This window comes from Pseudomonas syringae (assembly GCF_023278085.1).
GTDB lineage: Bacteria > Pseudomonadota > Gammaproteobacteria > Pseudomonadales > Pseudomonadaceae > Aquipseudomonas > Aquipseudomonas syringae_Q.
This window is the reverse complement of sequence record NZ_CP066265.1, coordinates 1,933,333-1,959,589: the sequence shown is the minus strand read 5'-3', so window position 1 is coordinate 1,959,589 and position 26,257 is coordinate 1,933,333. Positions and strand designations below refer to the sequence as shown.

Below are 26,257 nucleotides of genomic sequence, written 5' to 3'. Positions count from 1 at the left end.
TCAGGTTCGCACGCAGGCGCTCGCGGGTATCGTAGGGCGGCGATCTTCAGGGAAGGACTTCACCATGCCTCGCAACAAGGGAGAACAGTGCGGCGCCACGCCGCTCGGCTCGGTCGCGCCCGCTCTTGTCCAGTTGACTGTCAAGGAACGACAGATTCTGGAGTGGGCGGCGATGGGTAAAACCGCGTGGGAAATAGCACGTATACAGAAGTGTTCGGAAGCGACCGTGCACTTTCACACCAGCAATATCCGCCGCAAGTTCGATGTGCATTCGTTGAGTGCGGCGCTGGTGATGGCAATCAGGCAGGGGGTTATTTCGGTGCGGTGAAGTGTTGGAGGCAGGTGCACCACCGCGACGACACAAGTCGGGACTGGCGATAATGCCATGCAGGGTGCTTCTATGCCGGCTTCGCAGGATGCAGCACACAGAAACTGGAGAACAACTACTTCGGTGCGAGACAAAAAAACAGCTCATGCAATAAATATTTACATACAACTTCCAAAGAGTTGCAACTCCTCAAACCCATTTATTTACATGAACCCCCCACAAGTGAAAACTCCTACAAAGTCCGTCACCCATATTTACCCTGCACCCCTATACCCTTTTGACGATCACCCTCTAAACTCTTGATTCGTCATGACAGTTAACCCAAACAAAGCAATTAAACTATATAAATAGTTACATACAAATAATGTAACTTAAAACACTCTCAGGTATCTATCGTGAAAATAACGTTCTCTGCACTGGGCCTTGCCCTGGCTGCTGCGCTGGCAGGCCCCTCGGCGTTTGCAAATACCGGCACTATCAACTTTGAAGGCAAGATCACCAGCAGCACGTGCCCCATCGAAGTCGTCAACCCTGGCGATGGCGCAATTGGCAATCAAGTGAAAATGGGCAGCGTCGACGCCTCCCGCTTTACCGGAATCGGCCAGGAATACAGCGGCAAGACCTTCGTGTTGCGTTTGAATGACAAGGGTAACTGCAACCTGACCGGCACCCACGACGTTGCAAGAGTCACCTTCAACGGTGTTGGCGACAGCTCCGGCAAATACTTCGGGATCACACCGGGCAACGATGGCGCTAAAGGCGTTGCCATCGTGATCAAGGACCATACCGGCACTCTCGTTCCGCCTGGCGCACCGTCTGCGAAGTACCCGCTGATCACAAATAGCGTTAACGACATGGTTTTCAACGCCTACTACCGCTCGACCGCAACCACTGTCACGGCCGGTACTGCTTCGGCAGACGTACAGTTTGTCGTTGCCGTTAACTGATACGCCCCTTCCGCTTGCCGTGTAGTGGCGCCACGCGCGTCACCACCAAAAGCATCGTCAATGCATCCAGGCCCCTCATGGGGTCTGGATGCATAAGGTGAATTCTCATGTTCGGCACTATCTGCAAGCTAGCCCCTGCCATGCCTGCACGCGGCATCTGCATGACGTTGTTCATGCTGATCGCCTGCATGCCCGCGGCTCAGGCGGCCTTGACCGTCAACGCGACTCGTGTGGTGTTTGCCAGCGACAAACGCAGCACCTCGGTGATCATTTCAAACCCAAGCGACAGGCCGTTCGCGGTTCAGACCTGGGTCAACACGTCGGCCGACGACGCCACCACCCTGGTACCGTTCGCGCCATCACCGACCCTGTTCCGCCTCAATCCCGGCAAGGAGCAACAGGTGCAAATCAACGGCTTGCCCAATGATCTGCCTGCTGACCGCGAATCACTGTTCTATTTCAATGTTCAGGAGATACCTCAGGCCGACAGCACTCAAAGCAACGTGCTGAATATCGCCCTGCGCACTCGTCTCAAACTGTTTTATCGCCCTGCCGGGTTAACCGAAAATCCCACTGAGCGCCTGAAGGATCTGCAGTGGTCGATCGGGCGAACTTCAGGCAAAACGCAACTGACCGCAACCAACCCGACCCCCTTCCACGTCTCCTTCATTCGCCTGGAAGTCACCGCTGGTGGCAAGACAGAAAAGATCAGCCAGGCCGAGATGCTTGGCCCGATGACCTCTCATACCTATGAACTCGACGAGCTGCCAGCATCGCCAGGCATGCAAGTGGTGTTTTCCGCGATCAACGACTACGGCGGCTACAGCACGCCCTTGACCCTACCGGCCCGGCTGATCCCGTAAGACAGCGTCGATTCATCCCAGGACATTGAACATGCCCCTATTACCTGAACCCGGGTTCATACCCGTGCGCCTGCGTTTCATGCGCTCGCTGCTGGTGTATGGCAGCGGCGCGCTTATGCTGGACCCCGGTCCGGCGCTGGCCGCCCTCTCGTTCCAGTCCGGTTTCCTGCGCCAGGGTCCGGGTTATTCAAGCGATGCAGCAGTCCAGGCACTTGATACGCTGGCCAATGTGCAGGACCTTGCACCCGGCAACCACTGGGTAGAAATCCAGATCAACAGCCGTTACTTCGGCCAGCAGGAACTGCGCTTCGAACTCGACCCGCAAGGCGAGCGGCTGCTGCCCTGCCTTTCCAGAGCAATGCTTGAGCAGATGGGCTTACGCGTTGAAGGCATCGCCGATCCGGGACTGCTGGACGCCTCGTGTATCGACCTGTTCAGACTGGTTCCGGGATCGAAGATCGATTTCGATGGCGGCAGGCTGCAATTGTCGATTTCCATCCCGCAGATCGCCATGCGCCGCGACACGTCCGGCCAGGTCGACCCGGCACTCTGGGATTACGGCATCAATGCAGCATTTTTCAGCTATCAGGCCTCGGCGCAGCAGACTTCCGGCGCTGAAACGGGCCGACGCAACAGCGCAGACCTGTACCTCAATAGCGGCATCAACCTCGGCAAATGGCGGCTGCGCAGCAATCAAAGCGTGCGCCATGATGAAGAAGGGAGGCGTGAATGGACAAGGGCCTACGCCTATGCTCAACGCGATGTTCCCGGTACTCACGCCAACCTGACGGTTGGCGAAACACACACGGGCGGCGATGTTTTCCCGAGCCTGCCGATCAAGGGCGCGCTGATCAACACCGACGAGGAAATGCTCCCCGATGCGCGGCAAGGCTACGCGCCGGTCATTCGCGGAGTGGCGCAAAGCAGAGCCAGGCTGGAAGTACTGCAGAACGGCTTCCCGATCTATTCAACCTACGTCAGCGCAGGCCCTTACGAAATCGATGACCTGACTACCGCTGGCAGTGGCGAACTTGAAGTGGTGCTGACCGAAGCCGATGGCCAGATCCGGCGCTTTACCCAGCCCTACTCCACCCTCGGCAACCTGTTGCGTGAAGGCACCTGGCAATACAGCGCAGCAATGGGTCGCCATAACGGCATCAACGCAACCGAACAACCCTGGTTATGGCAAGGCACGCTGGCGGTGGGCACCGGCTGGAACTCGACGCTCTACGGTGGCCTGATAACCAGCGACATTTACCGCGCCACAGCCCTGGGGGTATCCAGAGACATGGGGGGGCTGGGTGCACTGGCGTTTGACGTGACGCATTCGGATGCGCAAATCGACAAGCCTGACCAGCCAAGCGTGCAAGGCATGAGTTATGCGTTCAGGTACGGAAAGGCATTCCCGACCCGGACCCACCTGCGCTTCGCCGGTTATCGCTACTCCACCCAAGGGTATCGGGACTTTAACGAAACACTGCGCCAGCGCAGCGACGACACGATGTTCAAAGGTGGCCGCCGCAGTCGCCTTGAAGCATCCCTGCATCAAACACTCGGGGACCGCAGCAGCGTCAGCCTGACGCTGTCCCGGCAGGATTACTGGGGCATCAACCATGAGCAGAGCCAGTTCCAGTTCAACGCCAACACCCGGTATGCAGGCGTTACCTACAATTTCTACGCATCGCAGTCGCTAAGCGATGCGCTTGACAGTGGCGATGACATGCAAGTGGGGCTTGGCGTGTCGATGCCGCTGGGCATCGGGCGCTCAAGCAATGCGACCTTCGACGTGCAGAAAAGCGGCGATCGCCATAGCCAACGCGCCAGCCTCAGCGGAAGCCTGGACGATAATCGCCTCAGTTATCGCACCAGCCTGAGTAACGACGATGGCAACCGACAGAGCGCAGGTATCGCCGCGAGCTATCAGGCCCCGTTCGGCAGCATCGGCGCGGGCATGACCCAGGGCAGCCATTACCGCAGCATGTCGGTCAACGCCAACGGTACCGTGTTGCTGCACGCCGATGGCGTTGAACCGGGCCCCAGCCTGGGCGATACCATCGCACTGGTTCAGGTTCCGGATACGCCGAACGTCGGCGTCGTCAATGCGATAGGGGTCAGGACAGACGACCGGGGCTACGCGCTTGTCCCGTACCTGCGCCCTTATCGTTACAACCAGATCGCCCTGCAGACCGATCAACTTGGCCCCGAAGTGGAAATCGACAACGGCAGCACTCAGGTAGTGCCAGCCCGCGGCGCGGTCATCAAAACCACCTTTGCTGCGCGTGAGGTCACTCGACTGGTCATCAACGCACGGGCCAGCGATGGCCAGCCATTGCCGTTCGGTGCGCAGGTCAGCGATGAACTGGGAAATCTCATGGGCATCGCAGGTCAGGGCGGGCAGATTCTGCTGTCCACCGGTATGCAACCGCAAAACCTCAATGTGCAATGGGGCAATCAGTCAGCCCCCCAATGCCGCCTGCACATCGACCCTGCCAGCATGCCTTTGGCCAAAGGTTATCGAGTACAGGAACTGACGTGTACGCCATGAAAGCAGTGAAGGTGCAGTCACGCTGTCGTCCCATCAGGAAAACGCTCATGAACACCGCTTCTTACTATCTGGCCTGCAGCCTCATGGCCTTGGGCGCCAGTCCTTTCAGCATCGCAATGGCCGATGAATCCGAACACCATCTGCCCAACGAATGCTATTGGCACACAAGCCCCGGAATGAAAGACTTTCGTCGTGATATTGGCGCGCTTTATATAGCCAGGGAAGCAGAAATCGGTTCGGTGATCGGCAGCATCGACATCAAAGCGATCACATCGGATCCAGCCAACCTGGAGGTGCAATGCAGCAATGACGGTACCGCGCTGCTTGAGTTCCGCGCAGTTGCAACAGCCCCCGTGTTTCCTGGCGTGGTAGGCCCGATAAACGGGGAGGATGTGACCGGCAAGATATTGCAGACCAATATCCCGGGGGTCGGCGTGCGGACCAAGCTGGGCATTCCCTTGGCCCCGCCTTCCGGTGGCCCATGCAACAACTGTTTTATCCCTGTGGATGGCGACTCGACAGTGCCTTACCTTGGCATTCACGATCATCGGCGAATGCCAAGCCCTATGAGGATTGTGCAGTTGAGAAATGAAGTCACGCTGGTAAAGATCGGGCCTATTCCCTCCGGCCCACAATTACTGGATGGCAGCGAACTGTGGAGCGGCAGTGTTACCCCGCTGGGCAAGATCATGGGTTTTGGCCTGACAGGCACCCTCTACCAGGCTCAATGCAGCGTTGGTGCCGACGCCGTGAGCGCAGATCCTGTGCAACTCGGGGAATGGGACAGCGCGGACTTCACCGGCCCCGGCTTTACCACCACTGCGGTACCTTTCAGTATTGCCTTGAGCAACTGCGAAACTGATCCCGACCCTGTCACAGGTTTCATCGCTACTGCTCACATCCAGCTCGATGGCGTTCAGGGATCAATGCCGGTAGGGCCGACCCATAGCGGTGTTTTCAGTCTGACCAGCGACTCTACTGCCCAGGGCATGGGCATCCAGGTCCTCAAAGCAGATGCCATCACGCCAATGGAGCTGCAGACCGAGGTCCCGCTGTCTGTAATCAGTCCGGGCAGCACCGTGCTGAACTTTCACGCCCGCTTCTATCAGACCCATGCCAACAGTGCGATCCGGCCTGGCCTGGCCAAAGGAGCGCTGAGTTTCACCATGACGTATAAGTAACCCTCTCTACGGCTCTTTGTATCAGCCTGGATACATTGCTGAAATGCCCCCGACACTCGCTCACGCCACCCTTCCGCCGCAACTCCCGGCGAAGTAGCATGAGGAGCAGCGTTGATCTTCAACAGCGGCCAGCGATGGCGGCACAAGCAGGCGACAGACGCACTATGCAAGCACTTCCCGACAACACCCTGGATGCCACGTCGACCGAGCAGCGCTGGAACGTTCGTGCGTTGATCGTCGATGACGATGTCGCCATTCGCGAACTGCTCTGTGATTACCTGACCCGCTTCAACATCAATGCCCTCGGTGTGACCGACGGCGCGCAGATGCGCCAGGCACTGAGCGAAGAAACCTTCGACGTGGTGGTGCTGGACCTGATGCTGCCCGGCGAAGACGGTTTGTCGCTTTGCCGCTGGCTGCGCAGCACATCCGACATCCCGATCCTGATGCTGACGGCGCGTTGCGAGCCGACTGACCGCATCATCGGCCTGGAGCTGGGCGCTGATGACTACATGGCCAAACCGTTCGAGCCGCGCGAGCTGGTCGCGCGCATCCAGACCATTCTGCGTCGGGTACGTGATGAACGCAGCGATCAGCGCTCCACCATCCGTTTCGATGCCTGGCGCCTGAACAGTGTCTTGCGTCAACTGACAGCGGCCGATGGCCTGGTTGTGCCGTTGTCCAACGCTGAGTTCCGGCTGCTGCGCGTTTTTCTCGAAAGACCTCACCGGGTGCTGAGCCGCGAGCAACTGCTCGATGCTGCCCGAGGCCGCTCGATCGAAGCCTTTGACCGCAGCATCGATTTGCTGGTCTCGCGCTTGCGTCAGAAACTGGGTGACGACCCGAAGAATCCGCAATTGATCAAGACCGTGCGCGGCGAAGGCTATCTGTTCGATGCCAGGGAGCTGGGTTGATCCGCAGGCTCGATACGCTATTCGCCCGACTGTTCGGCGGTGCTCTGCTGGCGATCATGCTCGCGCACTTGCTGGCGTTCATCTGGTTCACGCAGTACGGCATGCGCCCACCCCCCGATGACCGCCCCGACGCGCAGCATGCACAGGACGACCGAGGGCAGCGGCACAGGCCGCCACCGGGTGGTCCACTGGTGGTGCTGTTCTTTCAGTTCGTCACGCTGATTATTGCCGCATGGTACGGCGCCAAAGCGCTGGCCCGCCCGGTGCAGCGCCTGAGCGAGGCCGCCGAGCGCCTCAGTGAAAACCTCGACAGCCCGCCACTGGAAATAAGCGGCCCCAAAGAAGCCCGGCAGGCCGCACAGACATTCAATCTGATGCAGCGCAAGATCCGCGAACAAATGCAGCAGCGCGGGCGCATGCTCGCTGCGGTATCCCATGACCTGCGCACGCCCCTTTCACGACTCAAGCTGCGCGTCGAACAGATTGAGGAACCGAGGCTGCATGGCCAGATGACTCAAGACCTCAACGACATGATCAGCATGCTTGACGCCACGCTCGCCTACCTCAACGAACATCGGCGGAACGAAGGCTTGCAGCAGTTCGACTTGCAGGCGCTGATCGAGTCACAGGCCGAGAATGCTCAGGACAACGGCGACGACGTGCAGTATGCAGGCCAGTGCAAACCACTGAAGACGCAGCCGATGGCGCTGCGCTCATGCCTGCAGAATCTGGTCGACAACGCGCTGCGCTACGCCGGTAGCGCGCATATCGTGATCGAGGACAGCCCCGAGCGCGTGCGCATATCGGTGGTTGATCACGGACCGGGCATCGCGCCTGAGTTTCACGAAACGGTATTCGAACCGTTCTACCGCCTGGAAAGCTCGCGTAACCGCAACTCCGGCGGTATCGGCATGGGCATGAGCATCGCCCGCGAGGCCGCCCGCCGCATCGGCGGTGATCTGACCCTCGCGCAGACACCGGGCGGCGGCCTTACCGCAATACTGGATCTGCCGCGACGCTGACCGGGTGTTCTGTATCGCAGCCGGTACATGCTGCACATCACTGCGACAAATCATGCCCTGAAGCTGCAAAAGCCGGTACACCGCGACCAGGCGTATCCATCTCAGGGGAGTGAGACCGATGATCAGTGGGATAAGCAGCAGTTTTTCGGGCTATACCAGCTCGACCAGCGCCACGTCAGGCACCAGCAGCACCGCCAGCAAGAAATTCCAGGAAGAGCTGCTGGCGAAGCTGGACACCGACGGTGACGGCAGCATCGGCAAGGACGAACTGAGTACCGCTCTGTCGTCCGGGAGCAAGGAAGGCGTCACGGTCAGCCTGAGCCAGGCGTTCAGCGATCTTGACAGCAATGACGATGAAAGCCTCGACGCCGACGAGCTGGCGGCCATGACGCCACCGCCTCCACCGCCCATGCAGTCAGTCGATGATCAGGCAGAAGACCTGCTCGGTTCGCTGGACAGCGATGGTGACGGCGCGATCAGCAGCGATGAGCTGACCACCGGGCTGAGCAACGCGGGCAGCACGGCAAACAGCAGTGAAGTGTTCGACGCCCTGGACACCGACGAAGACGGCACCGTCAGCCTGGAAGAGCTGATCGCGGGCATGCAGCCGCAACAGCCGCCTGCCGGTATGCCGCCTGCGCAGATGAGCACCTCCGGCAGCACTGACAGCGCCAGCCTGTTCAGCACGCTGGACAGTGATAGCAATGACAGTATCAGTGCGTCGGAGTTGTCTGCCGCACTGAAACAGAGTGACCGCACTGTCGATCAGGGCAACACCAGCCAGATCGCCACTCAGGCCTTGAACAAGATGATCGCCGCGCTCAGCGAAAAGTATGACACCCAAAGCAGCACGCCGGTCGGCAAGTACCTGGACACGGCTGCGTGACAGTGGGCCTCCGCCGCTCGTCATGCTGCGGCGGAGACTTTGGCAATTAGCGGTTGCGCGCCCGCTCACTGCCAACCCAGTCGGTCAACAAGCTGTACGCCACCGCCAATAGCGTCGGACCGATAAACAGGCCGATGAAGCCGAATGCCAGCAGCCCCCCGAACACGCCCAGCAACACAATCACCAGCGGCAGGTTGCCGCCGCGGCTGATCAGATACGGTTTGAGCACGTTGTCTACGCCGCTGATGACGAACATGCCCCAGATGCCGAGAAATATCGCCATACCATACTCGCCCTGCCAGACCAGCCAGGCAGTGGCCGGCAGCCAGACCAATGGTGGGCCCATCGGGATCAGGCTGAACAGAAAGGTCAGGATACCCAGCACCAATGCACCGGGAATGCCCGCAATCAGGAAGCCGATCAACGCCAGCACTGCCTGGGCCGCCGCCGTGCCGATGACGCCGTTGACGACGCGTTGCACCGTACCGGCGACCAGATCCAGATAATACTGGGCACGATCCCCGATCAGCCGTTCGAGCAGGCTGAGCACGAACGCTGCCAGACGCGGCCCGTCCCGGTAAAAGAAGAACGCGAAGACGATGCTCAGGGTCAGTTCTAGAATGCCGCCGCCAATCTGCGCACTGCGTGCCAGCAACCAGTTACCGACCTGCCCCAGATGCGGTTTGAGCGTCGCCATGAACGCCGCACCTTGCTGGTCGATGGTGGTCCACAGCGCTACCAGTCGCTCGCCCACCAGCGGAATACCCGCCAGCCATTGCGGTGGATCGGGCAAGCCGTCGACCTGAATGTCCTTGATCAGGCCGGTTGCGTCACGCACATGGTCGGCGAGATTGAAGCCCAGCCACACCAGCGGCGCCGCGACCAGCAGCATCCAGCACAGGCACATCACCAGCGCAGCCAGCGACTCACGGCCCTTGAACCAGCGCGTCAGCAGACGCATCAGCGGCCAGCTGGCAAACGCCAGCACCGCGCCCCAGACCAGCGCCGACCAGAACGGCGCCATCACCCAGAGACAGGCACCAAACAGCGCCAGCAGCAGAATCTGCACCAACAGACGATCATTGTTGAACATGCGGCATCCACTAAGAAGGGTCAGAGCTAGCGAGCATAATGGCGAACCCGCCTGTTCGCCATCACCGGACTAGCGGATGACCTCGATCTTGAGCCCTTTACCCTCGGCAACGCCCGTCTCCAGCCGGGTCGCGCGAACGCCCCTGACGACCAGCGCGTCAAGCCAGGCACCTGCGCTGGCGCCGGACACGGTTGCGCGCAAGCTGCTGTCCAGATTCAGCGCGCGGGACACCAGGGTCACCCAGACATCCTGCGGATCGCCGCCGAGCCTGGGCAGCTCCAGCCTGCCGGTGCTTTTGAGTTGGCGCAGCAGCGTGGCCGAGGTCGGCAGCAGTTCGCCCAGCGGCGCGGCGGATTCGAATTGCTCGACATGCAGATAGGCCCGTCGGTTGCCACGGGTAATGCTGTAGAGCGCTACCAGGGTGTCACTGCGCGGTTCTGCCAGACGCAGCAGCAGATAAGCCTGACGGTCATCCGCGCCATACAGCTTGGCGTTACCGAACACCTCATTGGCCCACAGACTGCTTTCTCCACAATCGCGCGCCTGACACCAGAACAGCAGCTCTGCGCCCTGCTGCTGCAAGGCTTCGCGGGCAGCGGTGAAGGCATCGTCGGAAGTCCGCTCGGCCGGTAGCTGATAAGTGACCGAGGTCAGATTACCGCGCGCGTTGACCTGACCGTCGAAACGCAACTGACCGCTGATTTTGCGGATCGAACCCATCGGGTAGACCCGCTCAAGCTCGGCAAGCGGACGATAGTCGACGATCTCCGTGTCGGCCAGACGCGGCAGAACCTCGAGATCACTGCTGCCCGGCACATCGGCGGCGCATAGCGCAGCGCTGAACATCGCCGAGCACAACAGAACGACAGGAACACTTGATAAACGCATGAGTGCTCTCATTGGCAGGCAGACAGGTAGCAGGAAAAGAAAGGATCGCCAGCAAGGCGGTCACACGAAGCTGCGGATTGATCCATCACGGTTGACTCCTGTTTCAACCCGCCCAGCGTCGGCAGTTGCCGCCGGCAAGTCAAGGCGCAGCGAAAAAGCGATTGATACAGTGTGCAACAGAGCTGGCGCCCTGCTCATCATCCAGATGCAAATGATGACCGCCGTCGAGCTGCACGACCTCGAAAGGCAGCCCGGAAAGCATCTCCTGATTTTTCGCCAGCATACCGTCTGCTGCGACCACCAGTTGTGTCGGACAACGGATACCATGGACGAAGGCCATTGCCTGTTGCCGGGTAAGACGTGTCGCGGACGGCAGGGTCAGGCGGCTGTCGCTGCGCCACGTATAACCGCCCGGTACCGGCATCAGACCGCGTTGCGCCAGTAGCTCCGCCGCTTCGCGACTGACCGCGAGCGCACCCTTCATGCGCGCCTGAATCGCCCGTTCCAGATCTTCGTAGACCGGCTTGTTCTTTGCTGACAGCCTGAGCTGCGCCTGCAGGGCCGCCCCCATGCGCTCCGCAGCCGAGTCGGGATCGCCGGTCAGCGGAATCAGACCATCGATCAGTGCCAGCCGTGTGACACGTTCTGGTAACGACCCTGCAAGCAGCACTGAAATGATTGCACCCAGCGAATGTCCCAACAGCGCGAAACGCTGCCAGCCCATTTGCTCCGCCACCTGCAACACATCAAACACATAGTCGGCCAGCGCGTAGGCAGAACCCGCAGGCCGGTGAGCGGAATGACCATGCCCGGCCAGATCGAGTGCCACGATGCGCAGCCCTTCCAGACGCGGCGCCAGCCGGGCAAAACTGTTGGCATTGTCGAGCCAGCCATGCAGCGCAATCACCGGCTGACCGTCTTCGGGCCCAGACAGGTGGGCAGCCAGTTCGATGTGGCCGAGGCTCAGGCGCACTTCCTCGACAGGCAACGTCATGCGTCAGCCCGTTGCAGGCGTCGGGCCTCCCAGCGAATGAACAGCGACTTGAGTAATTGCGCCGTTTCATCAGGGCGTTCCAGTGGAAACATATGCCCTCCCGGCATGGACAGGTATTCGCCTTCGCGCATGCGTCTGGCCAGATAACCATGATGCGGCATGATCACCCGGCTGTGTCGGCCACGCACCATGGCCAGCGGCACCTTGAGCTGCCGCGACGGGATCGGACTGGTATGGGGAATGCTGCGGTAGATACTGATCTCCGTCGCCGGGTCGAAGCGCAGGCGCAATTGCTCACCGTCCTGCCGCAAGCCATGGTGCAGGTAAGCGGTCAGACAATCGGGATCGAAGCGGCGAAACAGGGTCTTGCCGGCGAAGTAGGCACGTGCCGACTCCAGATCGGCGAAGGCCTCGCGGCGCCCCAGGGTTCTGCCTGCGGGTGTAATGCGATCGATAAACCCCAGGCGCTTCGCAGCGCGTATGAACAGTTGATCGGCCAGCCCCAATACCGGCGAATCCAGCATCACCACACCGCGATAGAGTTCCGGACAGCGCAACGCGGCATGCAGATGCAGCAACCCGCCCAAGGAATGCCCCACGCCCCACACCGGCCCTGCCTGCTCGCGAAGATGGTGAATCAGCTCATCGACCAGGTTCAACCAGTTGTCATCTACCGGGAAACGCGGATCGTGGGCATGCTGCTCAAGATGAGCCACCGAATATTCCGGTGCCAGTGCGCAAAACAGCTTGCCGTAAGTCGCTGAAGGGAAGCCATTGGCGTGAGCAAAGAACACAGGTTGCGACATGCCAATACTTCCCTGGGCGGTATGAGCCTCGATTGTGCGCACTTGCTCCGAAGCACGGCAATGACTGGAACCGCCATCGCAGGTGTCACTCCGGCCATCCTCGGCGCTCATCCATGAACAGGCGAACGCCATCAGCGCGCCGGAGGCTCCTGGCCATGTGGCACGACTGCCACGGTCAGGCGTGAAATGCAGCTTGGCTTGCCTTCCTCGGTGCTGATGCGGATATCCCACACGTGAGTCGTGCGGCCTATGTGCACGGGCCTCACGACACCGATAACACGCCCGGCGCGCACGCCACGCAGATGGTTGGCATTGACCTCAAGGCCCACGCAGAAATACTTGCTTGAATCGACGACCAGATAACTGGCCATCGAACCCAGCGATTCGGCGAGCACCACCGAGGCACCGCCATGTAGCAGCCCGAACGGCTGATGGGTACGCTGATCGACCACCATACTTGCAGTAAGCGAGTCGTCAGTGAATGACTCGAAGCGAATATCCAGCACTTCGCCGATGGTATTTTTCTGAGCCGCCATAAGGGCTTCGATATCGGGAGCCTGACGCCATATGCTCATGTTCAGTCCTTTTCTGGAGTGTCACCTGCGCGCGCACGGCGCTGGCGTTTGATTGCGGTGCCTGAAACCGGAAAACCGTCTTCAGGCGTCCGCTCAGACATGCCGTACGCTGTTGAGTGTCATGCCGCCGGCTGTGGCAAACTCGCCCTCGAGTTCTGCCAGACTGGCAGTGCTCATCGGCTGGGCCTGTTGCGGGCTGCCGTTTGCGAGCACGCCGATCAGTTCGCCCACCAGCGGCTGGTGACTGACCAGCAGCACTTCATCCAAGCCAAGCTGATCGAGCTGCGCCAGCACCTGACGCGGCGTACTGTCGGGCGTCAGCCAGGGTACAGTGGTGATCGGCTCGCTGAAACCCAACGACTGGCGCACCAGCTCGGCTGTCTGCTGCGCACGCACATAGGGGCTGGCGATTATCCGCTGCACCGCCTTGTCACTCAGGTGAAGCGCACTCTTGAGCACTTCCTCACGGCCATGTGCGGTCAGCTCCCGCTCGGCATCGCTGCGCGCCCTTGATTGCGCCTCGCCATGGCGCAGCACCCAGACCTTCACAGCTTTGGCTCTTCATCGCGCACCGGGTGCGGCGCTGGCGCAACAGAATGCGCCGCCTCGCCTTCCGGAGCACGGGGGGTTGGCCAGTCGGCAAACGGCCAGGGCTTCTGGTCACTGTGAAACGTGCCGAAACGCCCGATCTGCGCCAGGTACTGGCTCAGGCTGTCGCCAAAATTCATCAGGCTGCCGCTGGGCGCAGCGTAAATCAGGCGATAGCCCAGCTGCACCAGAATCACCCCCGCCAACACAATCTGGGCCACGTGCCACACGCCCAGAAACAGCAGCATCCACAGGATGCGTAACAGAATCGACTCGTTGTTGTGGATTTTCGACTCGTTCAAGAGCTTCTCCCTGATCAGAATGAGTTCAATTAAAGCCGGTAATGGAGATGAAATCGACGTCCGTCTTCGGCTCGGCACGCATCAGCGCTTCGATGACCTGACTGAGCGTACGGCCTTCAAAAAGAATCGCGTGCAGCCCGGCGACCAGCGGCATGTAGACCTGCACCTCCTGAGCCTTGACCTTGAGCACCTTGAGCGTGTTTACGCCCTCGGCCACTTCGCCAAGACGGGTCACCGCCTCGTCAAGCGTCAAGCCCTGGCCCAGCGCGAAGCCGACCTGATAATTGCGGCTTTTCGGTGATGAGCACGTGACGATGAGATCGCCCACCCCTGCCAGCCCGAGGAAGGTCATCGGGTTGGCACCCTGGCTGACTGCAAAACGCGTCATTTCCGCCAGCGCCCGGGTGATCAGCATGCTCTTGGTGTTCTCGCCCATGTCCAGCGCCACCGCCATGCCGGCAATGATCGCGTAGACGTTTTTCAACGCCCCGCCCAGCTCGACGCCAAATCGGTCGGTGCTGGCGTAGACGCGAAACGTACGACCATGCAGCGCAGCCTGAACCTGCTGGCAAAGCGCCTCGTCTTCGCTCGCGACCACGGTGGCAGTCAACGCATGCTCGGCAATCTCACGGGCCAGGTTGGGGCCGGACAGTACACCTATACGCGCTTGCGGGACGATTTCTTCGAGGATCTGGCTCATCAGCTTGAAGCTCTGCGCTTCAATGCCTTTGGTCAGACTGACCAGCATCTTGCCGTTGAGGCGCTCGACGTGCGGCGACAGCACCGCACGCAGGGCACTTGAGGGCAAGGCGACAAAAATCAGTTCGCTGCCCTCAAGCACCGCCGTCAGGTCGGTGACCGGCTCGACTTCCGGGCGGACCTTGATGCCCTTGAGGTAGCGGGGATTCTCGCGATTCACACGAATCGCCTCCGCCTGCTCCGGATCGCGCATCCACTGACGAACCTGATGGCCATTTTCGGCCAGCAGATTTGCGATGGCAGTACCGAAGCTGCCACCGCCAAGAACCGCGACGGGTTGCTGTGGGGTCATAAAAACTATCCATCCAGAGCCGTTAAAAGGCGATGCAGGCATTATACGGAGCGCCGCGCTATCGGCCAGCGACAAAGGTGATTGCTGCACCCAAACGGCCTTGCACAGCAACTTGCTGACTGGAAACCCGACCATCTCGGTTAACATGCGCACAACCCGCATGAACCATCACGACGGTCGGTTCCCTTTTTTGTTTTGCGCGCTGGTTTTTGCGCGCCAGGACCGATACGCGACCACCGAGCACACAGGCATGGAAGCATCAATCGGATTTCAGGCGTATCGCCTTGTACGCATCGCGTGCAGCCAATGAAATTCAGTCATTGGGACATCAATACCCGCACCCAGGTCATCAGCCTCGGCCCGGCCCTGTTGCTGACGGTGCTGTTGATCAGCTTCTTCACCTTCGTGCGCATTCAGGATTTACGCCAAGAGCTCAATCACACCGGGCAGCTCATCGCCAATCAGCTGGCTCCAGCCGCAGAACCCGGCGTGGCGGCAGACGATATCAACGGCCTGAAGGCGCTGATGCGCGCAACCCTGTCGATGCCCAACGTCCGCTACGTGGAAATTCAGGACAGCTCCAATACGGTACTGATCTATATCGATCAGCCCCGCGAAGACGAACAGCAGACCCGCCAGATGGAAATATTCCAGGCCCCCATCTACCGCCAGCACTCGCCGGCTCATGGCAATAGGGGAATTGACAGAAAAACACCAGGCAGCGCATCGAAAGACTATCTGGGGCGGGTGCTGGTCGGCATGTCCAATGAAGCATTCAGCCAGCGCCAGCAGGAAATACTCCTCAAGGCAGCAATCCTGGCCCTTTGCGCATTGCTCTTTACCTTCCTGTTTGCCCGGCGCCTGGCGCTGAGCCTTTCGCGCCCCATCAGCGCGATGGGTGAAGCCCTCAAGGCCATTCAGCAAGGCGACTACCACACCCCTATGCCCGTCAGCGACGACGCGGAACTGGGCGCACTGGCACGGCATATCAATAACTTGGCAGAAAACCTGCACCGTGCCAGCCTTGAGCAGCAGCGCTCGGTGGCGCAATTGATCCAGACGCGTGAAGAGGCCGAACAGGCCAACCGCGCCAAATCGGATTTTCTGGCCATGATGAGCCACGAACTGCGCACCCCCATGAATGGAGTGCTGGGCATGTTGCAGCTCATGGAAACGACCCGCATGACCAACGAGCAGAGCGAATATGCGACTCTGGCAACCGAGTCCACTGAACACTTGCTGCGGGTCATCAACGACATTCTCGACTTCTCGCGGATCGAACGCGACGCGCTGCAAATGGAAGGCATCGCGTTCAACCTCGCGGAACTGGTCAGCGCTTCAACCCATGCGTTCAACCACAGCGCTCTGCAACGCAAATTAACCCTCAAACTGCATGTTCAGTCGGGGCTGGAGGCACTGCCGGTGGTGGGCGATCCGACCCGGATCCGGCAGATTCTGGTGAACCTGATCGGTAACGCGCTCAAGTTCACCGAGCAGGGAACTGTCTGCGTGGAGGCTGAGTGGGCAATGCTCGACAACGACCATCTGCGCTTCACCTGCACCGTGCATGACAGTGGCATCGGCATTGAGGCCGACCGGCTGGAGTCCATGTTCGATGCGTTCAAGCAGGCCGACAGCTCGATTTCCAGACGCTATGGCGGAACCGGACTGGGGCTGCCGATTGCCCGCACCCTGGCCGAACGCATGGGAGGCACCCTGCGGGCGCAAAGCGAGCAAGGATCGGGCTCGGTCTTTACTCTGCAGATCCCGCTGGCTGTGTCGCGCAACGTGCCGGCGGATGTCAGCGAGCCACCTTCCATGCTTGGCACACACCACGGATCGCGCAAAATACTGCTGGTCGAGGACAACCCGGTGAACCGCACCGTGGTCCAGGCCATGCTGCACCATATGGACTGCGAGGTGGACGTGGCGGTCGATGGCGCGGAGGCCGTCGCGAAGGCTGGCATGGGCAATTACGCCCTGATTCTCATGGATTGCCGACTGCCGGTCATGGACGGCTACGAGGCAACGCGACGAATCAGGCAACTTTCCGGGCTTGATCGAATCCCAATCATTGCCCTGACTGCCAATGCATTGCAGGGTGACCGGGATGCCTGTTTACAGGCAGGAATGGATGACTACCTGGCCAAGCCGTTCAAACACGCTGATTTACAGAAGGTTTTGTTACGCTGGCTGGCCTTTCGGGCACCTGCGACTGGCGATAAATGTTAAATTGCGGCAGTCTTGCCAGCTGGATCGCCCTGTAAAATCGGCCGGACGACAAAATTCAGTGCACAGGTGTACTTTGATTTTCGCCTGAGCTGTGACTTTCATTACAACGCAACAGTCTATGAGTAGGCTGCCGGAAGGGTTCTGGTGAATCAGTCCTCCGGGACCGGCTTCAGGCCAATGGCGCTCGAACCTGCCGAACACGATTATTGAGGAGCTCGCATGACCAAACAACACGCCTTTACCCGGGAAGACTTGCTGCGCTGCAGTCGTGGCGAGCTGTTCGGCCCAGGTAACGCGCAACTGCCCGCCCCCAACATGCTGATGGTTGATCGCATTACGCACATCAGCGAAGAAGGCGGCAAGTTCGGCAAGGGTGAGTTGGTCGCTGAACTCGACATCACGCCTGACCTCTGGTTCTTCGCCTGCCACTTTGAAGGTGATCCGGTCATGCCAGGCTGCCTGGGCCTCGACGCCATGTGGCAACTGGTCGGTTTCTATCTAGGCTGGCAGGGCAACCCCGGCCGCGGCCGCGCCCTGGGTTCAGGCGAAGTGAAGTTTTTTGGCCAGGTGCTTCCGACCGCCAAAAAAGTCACTTATAACATTCATATTAAACGTGTCCTGAAGGGCAAGCTGAACCTGGCCATCGCCGACGGTTCGGTGAGTGTCGACGGTCGCGAAATCTATACCGCCGAAGGCCTTCGGGTCGGCGTGTTTACTTCCACTGAAAATTTCTAAGGGTACTCGCATGCGCCGCGTCGTTATCACTGGTCTGGGTATTGTTTCCTGCTTGGGCAATGACAAAGAAACCGTCACCGCCAACCTGCGTGCTAACCGCCCTGGCATCCGCTTCAACCCGGAATATGCTGAGATGGGTCTGCGCAGCCAGGTGTCCGGGTCTATCGACCTGGACCTGGAAGAACTGATCGATCGCAAGATCTTCCGCTTTGTCGGCCATGCGGCTGCCTATGCCTATCTGGCGATGAAAGACGCCATCACTGACTCTGGCCTGACCGACGAGCAGGTTTCCAATGTGCGTACCGGTCTGATTGCAGGTAGCGGCGGTGCGTCGACCCTGAACCAGATGGAAGCGCTGGACATCCTGCGCGAGAAAGGCGTCAAGCGCGTCGGTCCATACCGCGTCACGCGGACTATGGGCAGCACCGTTTCGGCTTGCCTGGCCACACCCTTCAAGATCAAGGGTGTGAACTACTCCATCTCGTCCGCTTGCGCCACCAGCGCTCACTGCATCGGCAATGCTGTCGAGCAGATCCAGCTGGGCAAGCAAGACATCGTGTTTGCCGGTGGTGGTGAAGAAGAGCACTGGAGCCAGTCGTTCCTGTTCGACGCCATGGGTGCATTGTCTACCCAGTACAACGAAACACCGGAAAAAGCCTCCCGCGCCTACGACGCCAAGCGTGACGGTTTCGTCATTGCCGGTGGCGGCGGCATGGTCGTTGTCGAAGAGCTGGAACACGCTTTGGCACGCGGTGCGAAAATCTACGCTGAAATCGTCGGTTACGGTGCTACCTCCGACGGCTACGACATGGTTGCGCCGAGCGGTGAAGGTGCCATTCGCTGCATGCAGATGGCGCTGGCCGATCTCGACAAGAAAGACGTCGACTACATCAACACCCATGGCACCTCGACCCCGGTCGGCGACGCCAAGGAAATGGAAGGTGTACGCGAAGTCTTCGGTTCCGATGCCCCGGCCATCAGCTCGACAAAGAGCCTGTCCGGCCACTCGCTGGGCGCTGCAGGCGTTCACGAAGCGATCTACTGCCTGCTGATGATGGAGAACAACTTCATCGCAGGTTCGGCTAACATCGACGAGCTGGACCCGGCGATTGCCGATATGCCGATCCTGCTCAAGACGCGTGAAGACGCGAAAATCGATCTGGTCATGAGCAACAGCTTCGGCTTCGGCGGCACCAACGCCACGCTGGTACTGAAGCGCTGGGCGGGTAAGTAATACGTCCCTCGCAACGACAAAAAAGGCGCCTTTCAAAGGCGCCTTTTTTATGACTGAAAATCCGCGTGAAGCGTGTGACGCGGAACAGTAGCGTCTTAGCCGAACACTTCGCCCAACAAATCATGCATCGACTTGAACGCACGCCCTGCCACTTTTGCGTCGTACATCATCATGCCCGGCACGTTGGCGTGCGGGTCGGTGAATGAGTGAAATGCGCCGCCGTAGCTGTGCAGTTGCCAGTCCACGCCAGCGGCGTTCATTTCATCCTCGAAAGCAGGCAACTGCTCTTTTGGCACCAATGGGTCAGCAGCGCCGTGCAAGACCAGCACCGAGCCTCTGATGTTGTGTGCATCAGCCGGGTTCGGCGTATCCAGCGTACCGTGGAAGGAAATAGCAGCTTTCAGCTCGGCGCCGGTACGCGCCAGTTCCAGCGAGCAGCAGCCGCCAAAGCAAAAACCGAAGGTTGCGATTCGGCTTACATCCAGTGAAACATCCGCCTGACTCAGCAACTGATCGAGACCTGCCTGCATACGCTTGCGCAGCAAACCACGGTCGTTCTTCAGCGGCGTCATGGCGGCACCCGCCTCGTCATTGTTACTCGGGCGAATCTGCTGACCATAAAGATCAGCCAGCAACACCACGTAGCCCTTCTCGGCCACTGCTTTGGCAATGTCTTCGGCGCCCTGGCTGACGCCCATCCAGTTGGGCGCCATCAGCAGACCGGGTTGCGGCGCAACAGCGTTGGCGTCATACACCAGACGGCTTTCGTAAGGCTGACCCTCAATCTGATAAACCACAGAACGTACATTGATATTGCTGCTCATTGCTGACTCCTGATCACTGGAAAAAGGAAAAACGCGTCACGAAAAATTAAAACAAAAAACCCGCCGAAGCGGGTTTCTTGTCAATCGGTTATCAAACCGACAGTTCTACCAACAACTTGTTCAAGCGGCGCACGTAAGCGGCCGGATCCTTGAGGCTGTCGCCCGCAGCAAGGGCTGCCTGATCGAACAGGATGTGCGACAGATCGCCGAAGCGTTCTTCGCTCTGCTCCGCATCCAGTTTGCCGATCAACGGGTGGGCCGGATTGAATTCGAAGATAGGCTTCGACTCAGGAACCTTCTGGCCGCTGGCTTCCAGAATCTGGCGCATTTGCAGACCCATGTCCTGCTCGCCAATGGCCAGAATCGCTGGGGAATCAGTCAGACGGTGCGAGACCCGCACTTCACTCACCGCATCACCGAGCGCGGCTTTCAAGCGCTCGATAAGGCCTTCTTTGTCCTTGGCGATCTCTTCCTGCGCCTTCTTGTCCTCTTCGGAGTCAAGATTACCCAGGTCCAGATCACCACGCGCCACGTCGACAAAACTCTTGCCGTCGAAATCGCTGAGGTAGCTCATCAGCCACTCGTCGATACGATCAGTGAGCAACAGCACTTCGATGCCTTTCTTGCGGAAGACCTCAAGGTGCGGGCTGTTCTTGACCTGCGCGTAGGATTCGCCAGTGAGGTAATAGATCTTGTCCTGACCTTCCTTGGCACGCGCCAGGTACTCAGCCAGAGACACACTCTGCTCCCCGCTGTCGTCGGAAGTCGATGCAAAACGCAGCAGACCGGCGATTTTTTCCTTGTTGGCGAAGTCTTCCGCCGGCCCTTCCTTGAGGACCTGGCCGAAGTTTTTCCAGAAACCCTTGTACTTCTCGGGCTCGTTTTTCGCCAGCTTTTCCAGCATGTCCAGCACGCGCTTGGTCAGCGCCGACTTCATCGAATCGATGATCGGATCTTTCTGCAGGATTTCGCGGGAAACGTTCAGCGACAGGTCATTGGAATCGACCACGCCCTTGACGAAGCGCATGTACAACGGCAGGAACGATTCGGCCTGGTCCATGACAAACACACGCTGCACGTACAGCTTCAGGCCACGTGGCGCCTCGCGCTGGTACAGATCGAACGGCGCACGTGCAGGCACGTACAGCAGCGAGGTGTATTCCAGCTTGCCTTCGACCTTGTTATGGCTCCAGCTCAGCGGGTTCTCGTAGTCGTGGGCGACGTGCTTGTAGAATTCCTGGTACTCCTCGTCCTTCACCTCGGTGCGCGAACGGGTCCAGAGTGCGCTGGCACGGTTGACGGTTTCCCATTCCAGTACCGGTGCTTCCTCACCTTCTGCGGCCGGAGCCTGCTCTTTGGGCAGCTCGATCGGCAAAGCGATATGGTCGGAGTATTTCTTGATGATGTTGCGCAGACGGTAACCATCTGCGAACTCATCTTCACCGTTTTTCAGGTGCAGCACGATACGCGTACCGCGCTCGGCCTTTTCGACGTTGGCGACTTCAAACTCGCCCTCGCCTTTGGAGGACCAATGCACGCCTTCGCTGGCAGGCGAACCGGCGCGACGGCTGAACACTTCGACCTGATCGGCAACAATGAATGCCGAGTAGAAGCCCACGCCGAACTGACCGATCAGGTGCGAATCCTTCTTCTGGTCGCCCGACAGGTTTTTCATGAAATCAGCGGTGCCCGACTTGGCGATGGTGCCCAGGTGGGTGATCACATCTTCACGGCTCATACCGATGCCGTTGTCTTCAAGGGTAACGGTCTTCGCGTCCTTGTCGAAGCTCACGCGAATCTTCAGCTCGGCGCCGCCTTCCAGCAGCTCAGGCTTCGACAACGCTTCAAAACGCAATTTGTCGACCGCGTCAGACGCGTTCGAGATCAATTCGCGAAGGAAGATTTCCTTGTTGGAATACAGCGAATGGATCATGAGGTGCAGCAGCTGCTTTACCTCGGTCTGGAAGCCCAGGGTTTCCTTTTGAGTTTCCACACTCATAATCATCAAACTCCGATCTGGATGGCATAAGCCGTCACGTTGAGGCATCGGCCTGCATGACAGCGGGTAGTCATCAAGGTGGGGGCTGGGTTGAGGATTTCAAGAGCAAAAAATGTCCGGACGCTGATTCATGCATCGAAATACAACGTGAAACAGGTTGATCGACACCGCCCTGCAACGGTCGCGATCCTGTCCGCTCCACTGGCCTGTAACGCCAATGCAACAACCGTCTCCGATATTCTGCTCGCGCCTGGAACTTAACGGGTTGGCGCACGCTCTTAGGCTCGTGAATACTTAATAAGGAGAAACACCCCATGCGTAAAACTTTAGCCTATGCCTTGATGCTTTCTGCCACCCTGGGCCTCGCCGCCTGTGACAAGAAATCCGAAAACACTCAGCAAGATGCCAACAAGGCTGCTGAGCAGTCCCAAGAGTCGATGGCGAAGGCTCAGGACAAAGTGAATGACGCGGCCAAGGAAAGCCAGGAAGCCGCCCAGAAAAACGCGGAAGCCGCACAACAGCGCGCCGCAGAAAACGCCAACAAGGCGCCAGAAGCAGCTCCAGCCACCAAATAAGGCTGGCGAGTTCGCTGAATTGAAAAGGCCCGCTTCGAGCGGGCCTTTTCATGTCATGCGTATTGTCTGTCAGCCAGCCAGGCTGGCATTCCGTCAGTTCACGCCAGTGCTTCGCTGCGTTTGCCCATAACCCTGTCAACCAACACGGCCCCCGCCAGGGTGATGACCGACGGCACCAGCCACGCCAGCCCCTGATCACTCAGTGGCAGACTGGTCAGCACGCCCGGCAGGTAATCACCGAAGCCTGCGCCCTTCAGCGCGTCGATCAGACCGAAAAGCAAAGACACCAGCATCACCGGCGCAACAACCCGCCCCTGGCTCTGCCAGAGCCCTTTGCAGAAGCTCAGCGCCACCAGAACGATGCACGGCGGGTAGATCGCCGTCAGCACCGGAATCGAAAACTGAATCAGCCGGGTCAAGCCCAGATTGGACACCAGCAACGAGAACACCGCGAGAATGATCACCAGCGTTCTGTAGGACAGTGGCAACACCTTGGCGAAGTATTCGGCACAGGCGCAGGTCAGGCCGACCGCCGTGACCAGACAGGCCAGAGAAATCAGTACCGCCAGGAATCCACTGCCCAGCGAACCGAAGGTGTGCTGCACGTAGGCGTGCAACACGGCTGCGCCATTGCTTGCACCTGCCGCAACGGCGTGACTGCCGGAACCCAGGCGAAACAGGCTGACATAGACCAACGCCAGCCCTACCCCTGCAATCAATCCGGCGATGATCGCGTAGCGCGTGATCAGCCGTGGCGACTCGACGCCGCGCGAGCGGATGGCGTTGACGATGACAATGCCGAAGACCAGCGCACCCAAGGTATCCATGGTCAGATAGCCATTGATGAAGCCCTGAGAAAACGGTGCTGCGGCATAGGCGGGCTCAGCCTGCCCTATTTCACCGGCGGGCAAGGCAAATGCCGCAATGCCCAGCATTGCCAGGGCGAGGATTTTCAGCGGCGCCAGAAAACGCCCCACGGTATCGAGCAAGCGACCGGGATACAACGAAACCCAGAACACCACCAGGAAATACACCAGGCTATAGAGGAACAGCGCCATCGGACTGTCGCCGGTCAGCGGTGCCAGACCCACTTCGAACGAGACGGTGGCGGTCCGCGGCGTCGCGAACAGCGGACCGACTGCCAGATAGCACACAGCAGCAAGCGCGCCGCCCGCCACTTTGCCGATCGGGCTGCTCAACGCATCCATCGCGCCACCGACCTTGGCCAGGGCGATCACCGTGACCACCGGCAGACCGACTGCGGTAACCAGAAAGCCGAGCGCGGCGATCCATACATTCGGCCCGGCCTGCAGACCCACGATGGGCGGGAAGATGATATTGCCAGCCCCGACGAACAGGGCGAATGTCATGAAACCAAGTGCCAGGATGTCCTGGCCTTTCAACACTTTCATTGCGAGGGACCACACGGAATCGAGATAAGGGATGGGACGCCACCCATGAATGGGGCAGACGCAGCCCGTCGGCGTAAGACGTGGCAGTACCTTGCGAACCGCCCCTTGTGAGGGCAACGCAAAAATGGCGCACAGGGTAGCCAACTTCGCTGGAAAATGCACTGTCTCAGGGCGAGCCATCCGACGACGCACCCTTAACTGGCAGTCTAAATTCTCGTGCAGATTCGGAATCGCCTGACAGACCGGCCATGGGCTGACCGATAGATTGCCTGTTATTACTAGTCGATGGTCAAGCACATGCCTGATACCTCTGATACGCCTGCGGTCCTGACGCCGACCCTGTACACCCCGCGACTGGTCTTGCAGCCCTTGCAACTGGAAGACGCGCCGGCCCTGCAGACCCTGTTCGATCACTGGCAGGTGGTGCGCTACCTGACACATCACGTGCCTTGGCCCTACCCGAAGGGTGAAGCACTGCGTTATCTGCGAGAAGACGCGTTACCGGCCATGCAGGACGGCGAGGAATGGCACTGGTCCATTCGCCTGCTCAATCAGCCCGATCAGGTGATTGGCAGCGTGTGCATGATGGACGAAGAAGACAATAATCGCGGGTTCTGGCTCTCACCGCCTTATCAGGGTCTCGGCCTGATGTCGGAGGTCTGTGTAGCGATCAACCGTTTCTGGTTTGAAACGCTCGATCGCCAGGTCATGCGCGTGGCCAAGTCGGCCCTGAACGAAGCCTCTTGCAAGCTCTCCCGCCGCGAAGGCATGCGCCTCGTAAGCGTTCAGGATGCAGAGTTTGTCTGCGGTACGACGCAAGAGCAGATCTGGGAAATGACCCGGGAAGAGTGGCAGGCAAACAACAGCTGATCATGGACCATGTAAATCGCAGGCATAACCCATGCGGTTTTCTACATGTCTAGTCCTGAAATAGGTTTACACCTGTTTCACGCTCAAAACGCCCGATGCACCGCATCGGGCGTTTTGTATTTCAGGGATAAGTGTGGCCGCTCTCCGTTGTAGATCTGCACCGATTCATCCACCATTTTCACTGCATCTGCCAAGTCTTTAGGTCGATGGAGTAGAAACTCGGTCTTCAAAATCCCGTTTACTCGCTCGGCCATAGCGTTCTGATAGCAGTCATAGCCATCAGTCATCGAGCACCGGATTCCATGCCTGGTATGCAGCTGCTGATGATAGAGATCGGAACAGTACTGGGCGCCGCGATCTGAATGATGAATCAGCATCTGATCGGTTTTTCGCTCACCTACCGCTTTTTCCAGTGCCTTTATCACCGACTGGGTATGCAGGCTTTCATGCACATGATGACCAACGATCTTGCGTGAGTACGCATCGGTTACAAGGCTCACGTATGCCACGCTTTCCTGCGTAGGCAGATAGGTGATGTCTGCAACCCAGACCTGTTCGGGTCCATTGGCCACGACTTGTTCCGGACCTGCTTTGAGCAGGTTGGGGTGGCGGCGAAAGCGATGATGACTATGAGTGGTCTTGTGATAAGCCCGTTTGCGCGCAACCAGTTCGCGCGCATCACGAAGGATGGTAAACAGACGGTCTCTACCCACGCACAACGACGCAGGAGCTTCGACGCTCATCAAGTAGTGCAACTTGCGCGCTCCCAACCTTGGCTGGCGACGACGCTTTTCCAGAACGAAATCCATTACCTCTTGGTCCTGGCGGACCCTGGCATCAAAAACGCGATTACGCTTGTAATACGCTTGGCGCGAAATGCCCATGAACAGGCAAGCCCTGCTAATACTCAGGTCTTGGATTTGCCCTTGCGAGAGGACTTGCCGGGTCGCTTTTTTACGACAGAAACGCCGTAGTCATTTTTCAGAACGTTGACGACGGCTTCAAAGAACTGGGCCTTCTGATTGCTCAGCATCAGCTGTTCTTCAAGCTCTTTAATCCGCTGCTCGGGTGTCGGCGGGAGGGTTGGCTCGGTCATGGACCTGCTCCTCGGCTCTCGAATTGATGCGCCTTGGCTCCAATCCTGTCGACCGTGCTTTCGTAACCAGACCAGCACCGTCGACCGGCCTTGGATGCCATAGCGTCGTTGGGCTTCTTTATAACTCAACTCGCCTTTTTCAACCTGATCTACGACCGATAATTTAAAGGCTAGCGTGTAATCGCGCTGGCTGCGCCTTTTACCCGTATCCATTGAGTCCTCCTGAGGAAAGGTCAGAAGGTGTAAACCTTATTCAGGACGGGACAACAGACAAACAAAAGCCACCCGAAGGTGGCT

25 protein-coding genes are annotated in these 26,257 nt (G+C 59.1%); 13 read left to right on the top strand and 12 right to left on the bottom strand.

All coding sequences use genetic code 11. From position 1 onward, the window contains the following. Positions 1–64 precede the first annotated feature (64 nt). From I9H07_RS08820 to xopAW, 8 genes are all read left to right on the top strand, one after another. Positions 65–328: a helix-turn-helix domain-containing protein gene (locus tag I9H07_RS08820; RefSeq protein WP_024675196.1), complete on the top strand. Its 264-nt coding sequence runs from the start codon at positions 65–67 to the stop codon at positions 326–328. 395 nt (positions 329–723) lie between these two features. Beyond that, on the top strand, positions 724–1,275 hold the full coding sequence (locus I9H07_RS08815) for a fimbrial protein (RefSeq protein WP_236425070.1): 552 nt from the start codon (positions 724–726) through the stop codon (positions 1,273–1,275). Positions 1,276–1,382: 107 nt separating this feature from the next. Further along, positions 1,383–2,138 (top strand): fimbrial biogenesis chaperone, encoded by a 756-nt coding sequence (locus I9H07_RS08810; RefSeq protein WP_236425069.1) that lies wholly within the window; start codon positions 1,383–1,385, stop codon positions 2,136–2,138. 31 nt (positions 2,139–2,169) lie between these two features. Continuing rightward, entirely contained in the window at positions 2,170–4,683 is a 2,514-nt protein-coding gene (locus I9H07_RS08805) for a fimbria/pilus outer membrane usher protein (protein WP_236425068.1), read from the top strand. Positions 4,684–4,766: 83 nt separating this feature from the next. After that, positions 4,767–5,864: a fimbrial protein gene (locus tag I9H07_RS08800; RefSeq protein WP_419204655.1), complete on the top strand. Its 1,098-nt coding sequence runs from the start codon at positions 4,767–4,769 to the stop codon at positions 5,862–5,864. A 164-nt stretch (positions 5,865–6,028) separates the two neighbouring features. Next, positions 6,029–6,778: a response regulator gene (locus I9H07_RS08795; RefSeq protein WP_058391422.1), complete on the top strand. Its 750-nt coding sequence runs from the start codon at positions 6,029–6,031 to the stop codon at positions 6,776–6,778. Then, a complete protein-coding gene (locus I9H07_RS08790; protein WP_024675202.1) occupies positions 6,775–7,800 on the top strand; it encodes a sensor histidine kinase in 1,026 nt (341 codons plus the stop codon). Before I9H07_RS08795 ends, I9H07_RS08790 begins: the two co-directional genes overlap by 4 nt. A gap of 118 nt (positions 7,801–7,918) precedes the next feature. Then, positions 7,919–8,686: a XopAW family type III secretion system calcium-binding effector gene (gene xopAW, locus I9H07_RS08785; RefSeq protein WP_024675203.1), complete on the top strand. Its 768-nt coding sequence runs from the start codon at positions 7,919–7,921 to the stop codon at positions 8,684–8,686. A 46-nt stretch (positions 8,687–8,732) separates the two neighbouring features. Here xopAW and I9H07_RS08780 read toward each other — a convergent pair whose 3' ends face one another. The 8 genes from I9H07_RS08780 to I9H07_RS08745 form a co-directional block, all read right to left on the bottom strand. Next, a complete protein-coding gene (locus tag I9H07_RS08780) occupies positions 8,733–9,779 on the bottom strand; it encodes an AI-2E family transporter (RefSeq protein WP_024675204.1) in 1,047 nt (348 codons plus the stop codon). Positions 9,780–9,848: 69 nt separating this feature from the next. Continuing rightward, on the bottom strand, positions 9,849–10,667 hold the full coding sequence (locus tag I9H07_RS08775) for a DUF4892 domain-containing protein (protein ID WP_058824005.1): 819 nt from the start codon (positions 10,665–10,667) through the stop codon (positions 9,849–9,851). Positions 10,668–10,806: 139 nt separating this feature from the next. Beyond that, on the bottom strand, positions 10,807–11,661 hold the full coding sequence (locus I9H07_RS08770) for an alpha/beta fold hydrolase (protein WP_058824006.1): 855 nt from the start codon (positions 11,659–11,661) through the stop codon (positions 10,807–10,809). Continuing rightward, positions 11,658–12,467, bottom strand: coding sequence for an alpha/beta fold hydrolase (locus I9H07_RS08765; RefSeq protein WP_058824023.1), 810 nt, complete (start codon positions 12,465–12,467; stop codon positions 11,658–11,660). Before I9H07_RS08765 ends, I9H07_RS08770 begins: the two co-directional genes overlap by 4 nt. A 131-nt stretch (positions 12,468–12,598) precedes the next feature. After that, on the bottom strand, positions 12,599–13,042 hold the full coding sequence (locus tag I9H07_RS08760; RefSeq protein ID WP_024675208.1) for a hotdog fold thioesterase: 444 nt from the start codon (positions 13,040–13,042) through the stop codon (positions 12,599–12,601). Between the two features lie 93 nt (positions 13,043–13,135). Next, on the bottom strand, positions 13,136–13,591 hold the full coding sequence (gene sixA / locus I9H07_RS08755) for a phosphohistidine phosphatase SixA (RefSeq protein ID WP_058824007.1): 456 nt from the start codon (positions 13,589–13,591) through the stop codon (positions 13,136–13,138). Beyond that, complete coding sequence (locus tag I9H07_RS08750) at positions 13,588–13,932, bottom strand: DUF4389 domain-containing protein (RefSeq protein WP_058391401.1); 345 nt, start codon at positions 13,930–13,932, stop codon at positions 13,588–13,590. The genes sixA and I9H07_RS08750 overlap by 4 nt, the downstream gene beginning before the upstream one ends. 25 nt (positions 13,933–13,957) lie before the next feature. After that, positions 13,958–14,983 carry an NAD(P)H-dependent glycerol-3-phosphate dehydrogenase gene (locus I9H07_RS08745; protein ID WP_024675211.1) on the bottom strand — a complete coding sequence of 342 codons (1,026 nt, stop codon included), beginning with the start codon at positions 14,981–14,983 and terminating at the stop codon, positions 13,958–13,960. 306 nt (positions 14,984–15,289) lie between these two features. Here I9H07_RS08745 and I9H07_RS08740 point away from each other — a divergent pair, with 306 nt between their 5' ends. The 3 genes from I9H07_RS08740 (at position 15,290) to fabB (ending at position 19,184) form a co-directional block, all read left to right on the top strand. After that, a complete protein-coding gene (locus tag I9H07_RS08740; protein WP_058824008.1) occupies positions 15,290–17,215 on the top strand; it encodes an ATP-binding protein in 1,926 nt (641 codons plus the stop codon). A 219-nt stretch (positions 17,216–17,434) separates the two neighbouring features. Further along, complete coding sequence (gene fabA / locus I9H07_RS08735; protein ID WP_005738075.1) at positions 17,435–17,950, top strand: 3-hydroxyacyl-[acyl-carrier-protein] dehydratase FabA; 516 nt, start codon at positions 17,435–17,437, stop codon at positions 17,948–17,950. Between the two features lie 10 nt (positions 17,951–17,960). Continuing rightward, on the top strand, positions 17,961–19,184 hold the full coding sequence (gene fabB / locus I9H07_RS08730; protein WP_024675213.1) for a beta-ketoacyl-ACP synthase I: 1,224 nt from the start codon (positions 17,961–17,963) through the stop codon (positions 19,182–19,184). A gap of 95 nt (positions 19,185–19,279) precedes the next feature. On the opposite strand, the gene I9H07_RS08725 is transcribed toward fabB, so the two are convergent. Then, on the bottom strand, positions 19,280–20,008 hold the full coding sequence (locus I9H07_RS08725) for a dienelactone hydrolase family protein (protein WP_058391398.1): 729 nt from the start codon (positions 20,006–20,008) through the stop codon (positions 19,280–19,282). A 91-nt stretch (positions 20,009–20,099) separates the two neighbouring features. Continuing rightward, a complete protein-coding gene (gene htpG, locus I9H07_RS08720) occupies positions 20,100–22,007 on the bottom strand; it encodes a molecular chaperone HtpG (RefSeq protein WP_058391420.1) in 1,908 nt (635 codons plus the stop codon). A gap of 314 nt (positions 22,008–22,321) precedes the next feature. Here htpG and I9H07_RS08715 point away from each other — a divergent pair, with 314 nt between their 5' ends. Further along, a complete protein-coding gene (locus I9H07_RS08715; RefSeq protein ID WP_024647136.1) occupies positions 22,322–22,582 on the top strand; it encodes a hypothetical protein in 261 nt (86 codons plus the stop codon). A gap of 98 nt (positions 22,583–22,680) precedes the next feature. On the opposite strand, the gene brnQ is transcribed toward I9H07_RS08715, so the two are convergent. Beyond that, a complete protein-coding gene (gene brnQ, locus I9H07_RS08710) occupies positions 22,681–23,994 on the bottom strand; it encodes a branched-chain amino acid transport system II carrier protein (protein ID WP_236425067.1) in 1,314 nt (437 codons plus the stop codon). Between the two features lie 297 nt (positions 23,995–24,291). Between brnQ and I9H07_RS08705 the strand changes: the two genes are divergently transcribed. Beyond that, positions 24,292–24,864: a GNAT family N-acetyltransferase gene (locus tag I9H07_RS08705; RefSeq protein WP_032606588.1), complete on the top strand. Its 573-nt coding sequence runs from the start codon at positions 24,292–24,294 to the stop codon at positions 24,862–24,864. 83 nt (positions 24,865–24,947) lie between these two features. Here I9H07_RS08705 and I9H07_RS08700 read toward each other — a convergent pair. Next, positions 24,948–26,173, bottom strand: a protein-coding gene (locus tag I9H07_RS08700) for an IS3 family transposase (RefSeq protein WP_248957202.1) whose coding sequence is annotated in 2 segments (ribosomal slippage) — positions 24,948–25,822 and positions 25,822–26,173 — 1,227 coding nt in all. Because the reading frame shifts where the segments join, the coding sequence is not laid out codon by codon here. Positions 26,174–26,257 lie beyond the last annotated feature (84 nt).

Coding starts and splice junctions, on each gene's coding strand:
- I9H07_RS08715 (WP_024647136.1), top strand. CDS start 22,322: ATGCGTAAAACTTTAGCCTATGCCTTGATGCTTTCTGCCACCCTGGGC.
- I9H07_RS08800 (WP_419204655.1), top strand. CDS start 4,767: ATGGCCTTGGGCGCCAGTCCTTTCAGCATCGCAATGGCCGATGAATCC.
- I9H07_RS08795 (WP_058391422.1), top strand. CDS start 6,029: ATGCAAGCACTTCCCGACAACACCCTGGATGCCACGTCGACCGAGCAG.
- fabA (WP_005738075.1), top strand. CDS start 17,435: ATGACCAAACAACACGCCTTTACCCGGGAAGACTTGCTGCGCTGCAGT.
- I9H07_RS08705 (WP_032606588.1), top strand. CDS start 24,292: ATGCCTGATACCTCTGATACGCCTGCGGTCCTGACGCCGACCCTGTAC.
- I9H07_RS08745 (WP_024675211.1), bottom strand. CDS start 14,983: ATGACCCCACAGCAACCCGTCGCGGTTCTTGGCGGTGGCAGCTTCGGT.
- htpG (WP_058391420.1), bottom strand. CDS start 22,007: ATGAGTGTGGAAACTCAAAAGGAAACCCTGGGCTTCCAGACCGAGGTA.
- I9H07_RS08760 (WP_024675208.1), bottom strand. CDS start 13,042: ATGAGCATATGGCGTCAGGCTCCCGATATCGAAGCCCTTATGGCGGCT.
- I9H07_RS08810 (WP_236425069.1), top strand. CDS start 1,383: ATGTTCGGCACTATCTGCAAGCTAGCCCCTGCCATGCCTGCACGCGGC.
- I9H07_RS08780 (WP_024675204.1), bottom strand. CDS start 9,779: ATGTTCAACAATGATCGTCTGTTGGTGCAGATTCTGCTGCTGGCGCTG.
- xopAW (WP_024675203.1), top strand. CDS start 7,919: ATGATCAGTGGGATAAGCAGCAGTTTTTCGGGCTATACCAGCTCGACC.
- I9H07_RS08725 (WP_058391398.1), bottom strand. CDS start 20,008: ATGAGCAGCAATATCAATGTACGTTCTGTGGTTTATCAGATTGAGGGT.
- I9H07_RS08740 (WP_058824008.1), top strand. CDS start 15,290: ATGAAATTCAGTCATTGGGACATCAATACCCGCACCCAGGTCATCAGC.
- I9H07_RS08765 (WP_058824023.1), bottom strand. CDS start 12,467: ATGTCGCAACCTGTGTTCTTTGCTCACGCCAATGGCTTCCCTTCAGCG.
- brnQ (WP_236425067.1), bottom strand. CDS start 23,994: ATGAAAGTGTTGAAAGGCCAGGACATCCTGGCACTTGGTTTCATGACA.
- I9H07_RS08820 (WP_024675196.1), top strand. CDS start 65: ATGCCTCGCAACAAGGGAGAACAGTGCGGCGCCACGCCGCTCGGCTCG.
- I9H07_RS08770 (WP_058824006.1), bottom strand. CDS start 11,661: ATGACGTTGCCTGTCGAGGAAGTGCGCCTGAGCCTCGGCCACATCGAA.
- fabB (WP_024675213.1), top strand. CDS start 17,961: ATGCGCCGCGTCGTTATCACTGGTCTGGGTATTGTTTCCTGCTTGGGC.
- I9H07_RS08775 (WP_058824005.1), bottom strand. CDS start 10,667: ATGCGTTTATCAAGTGTTCCTGTCGTTCTGTTGTGCTCGGCGATGTTC.
- I9H07_RS08805 (WP_236425068.1), top strand. CDS start 2,170: ATGCCCCTATTACCTGAACCCGGGTTCATACCCGTGCGCCTGCGTTTC.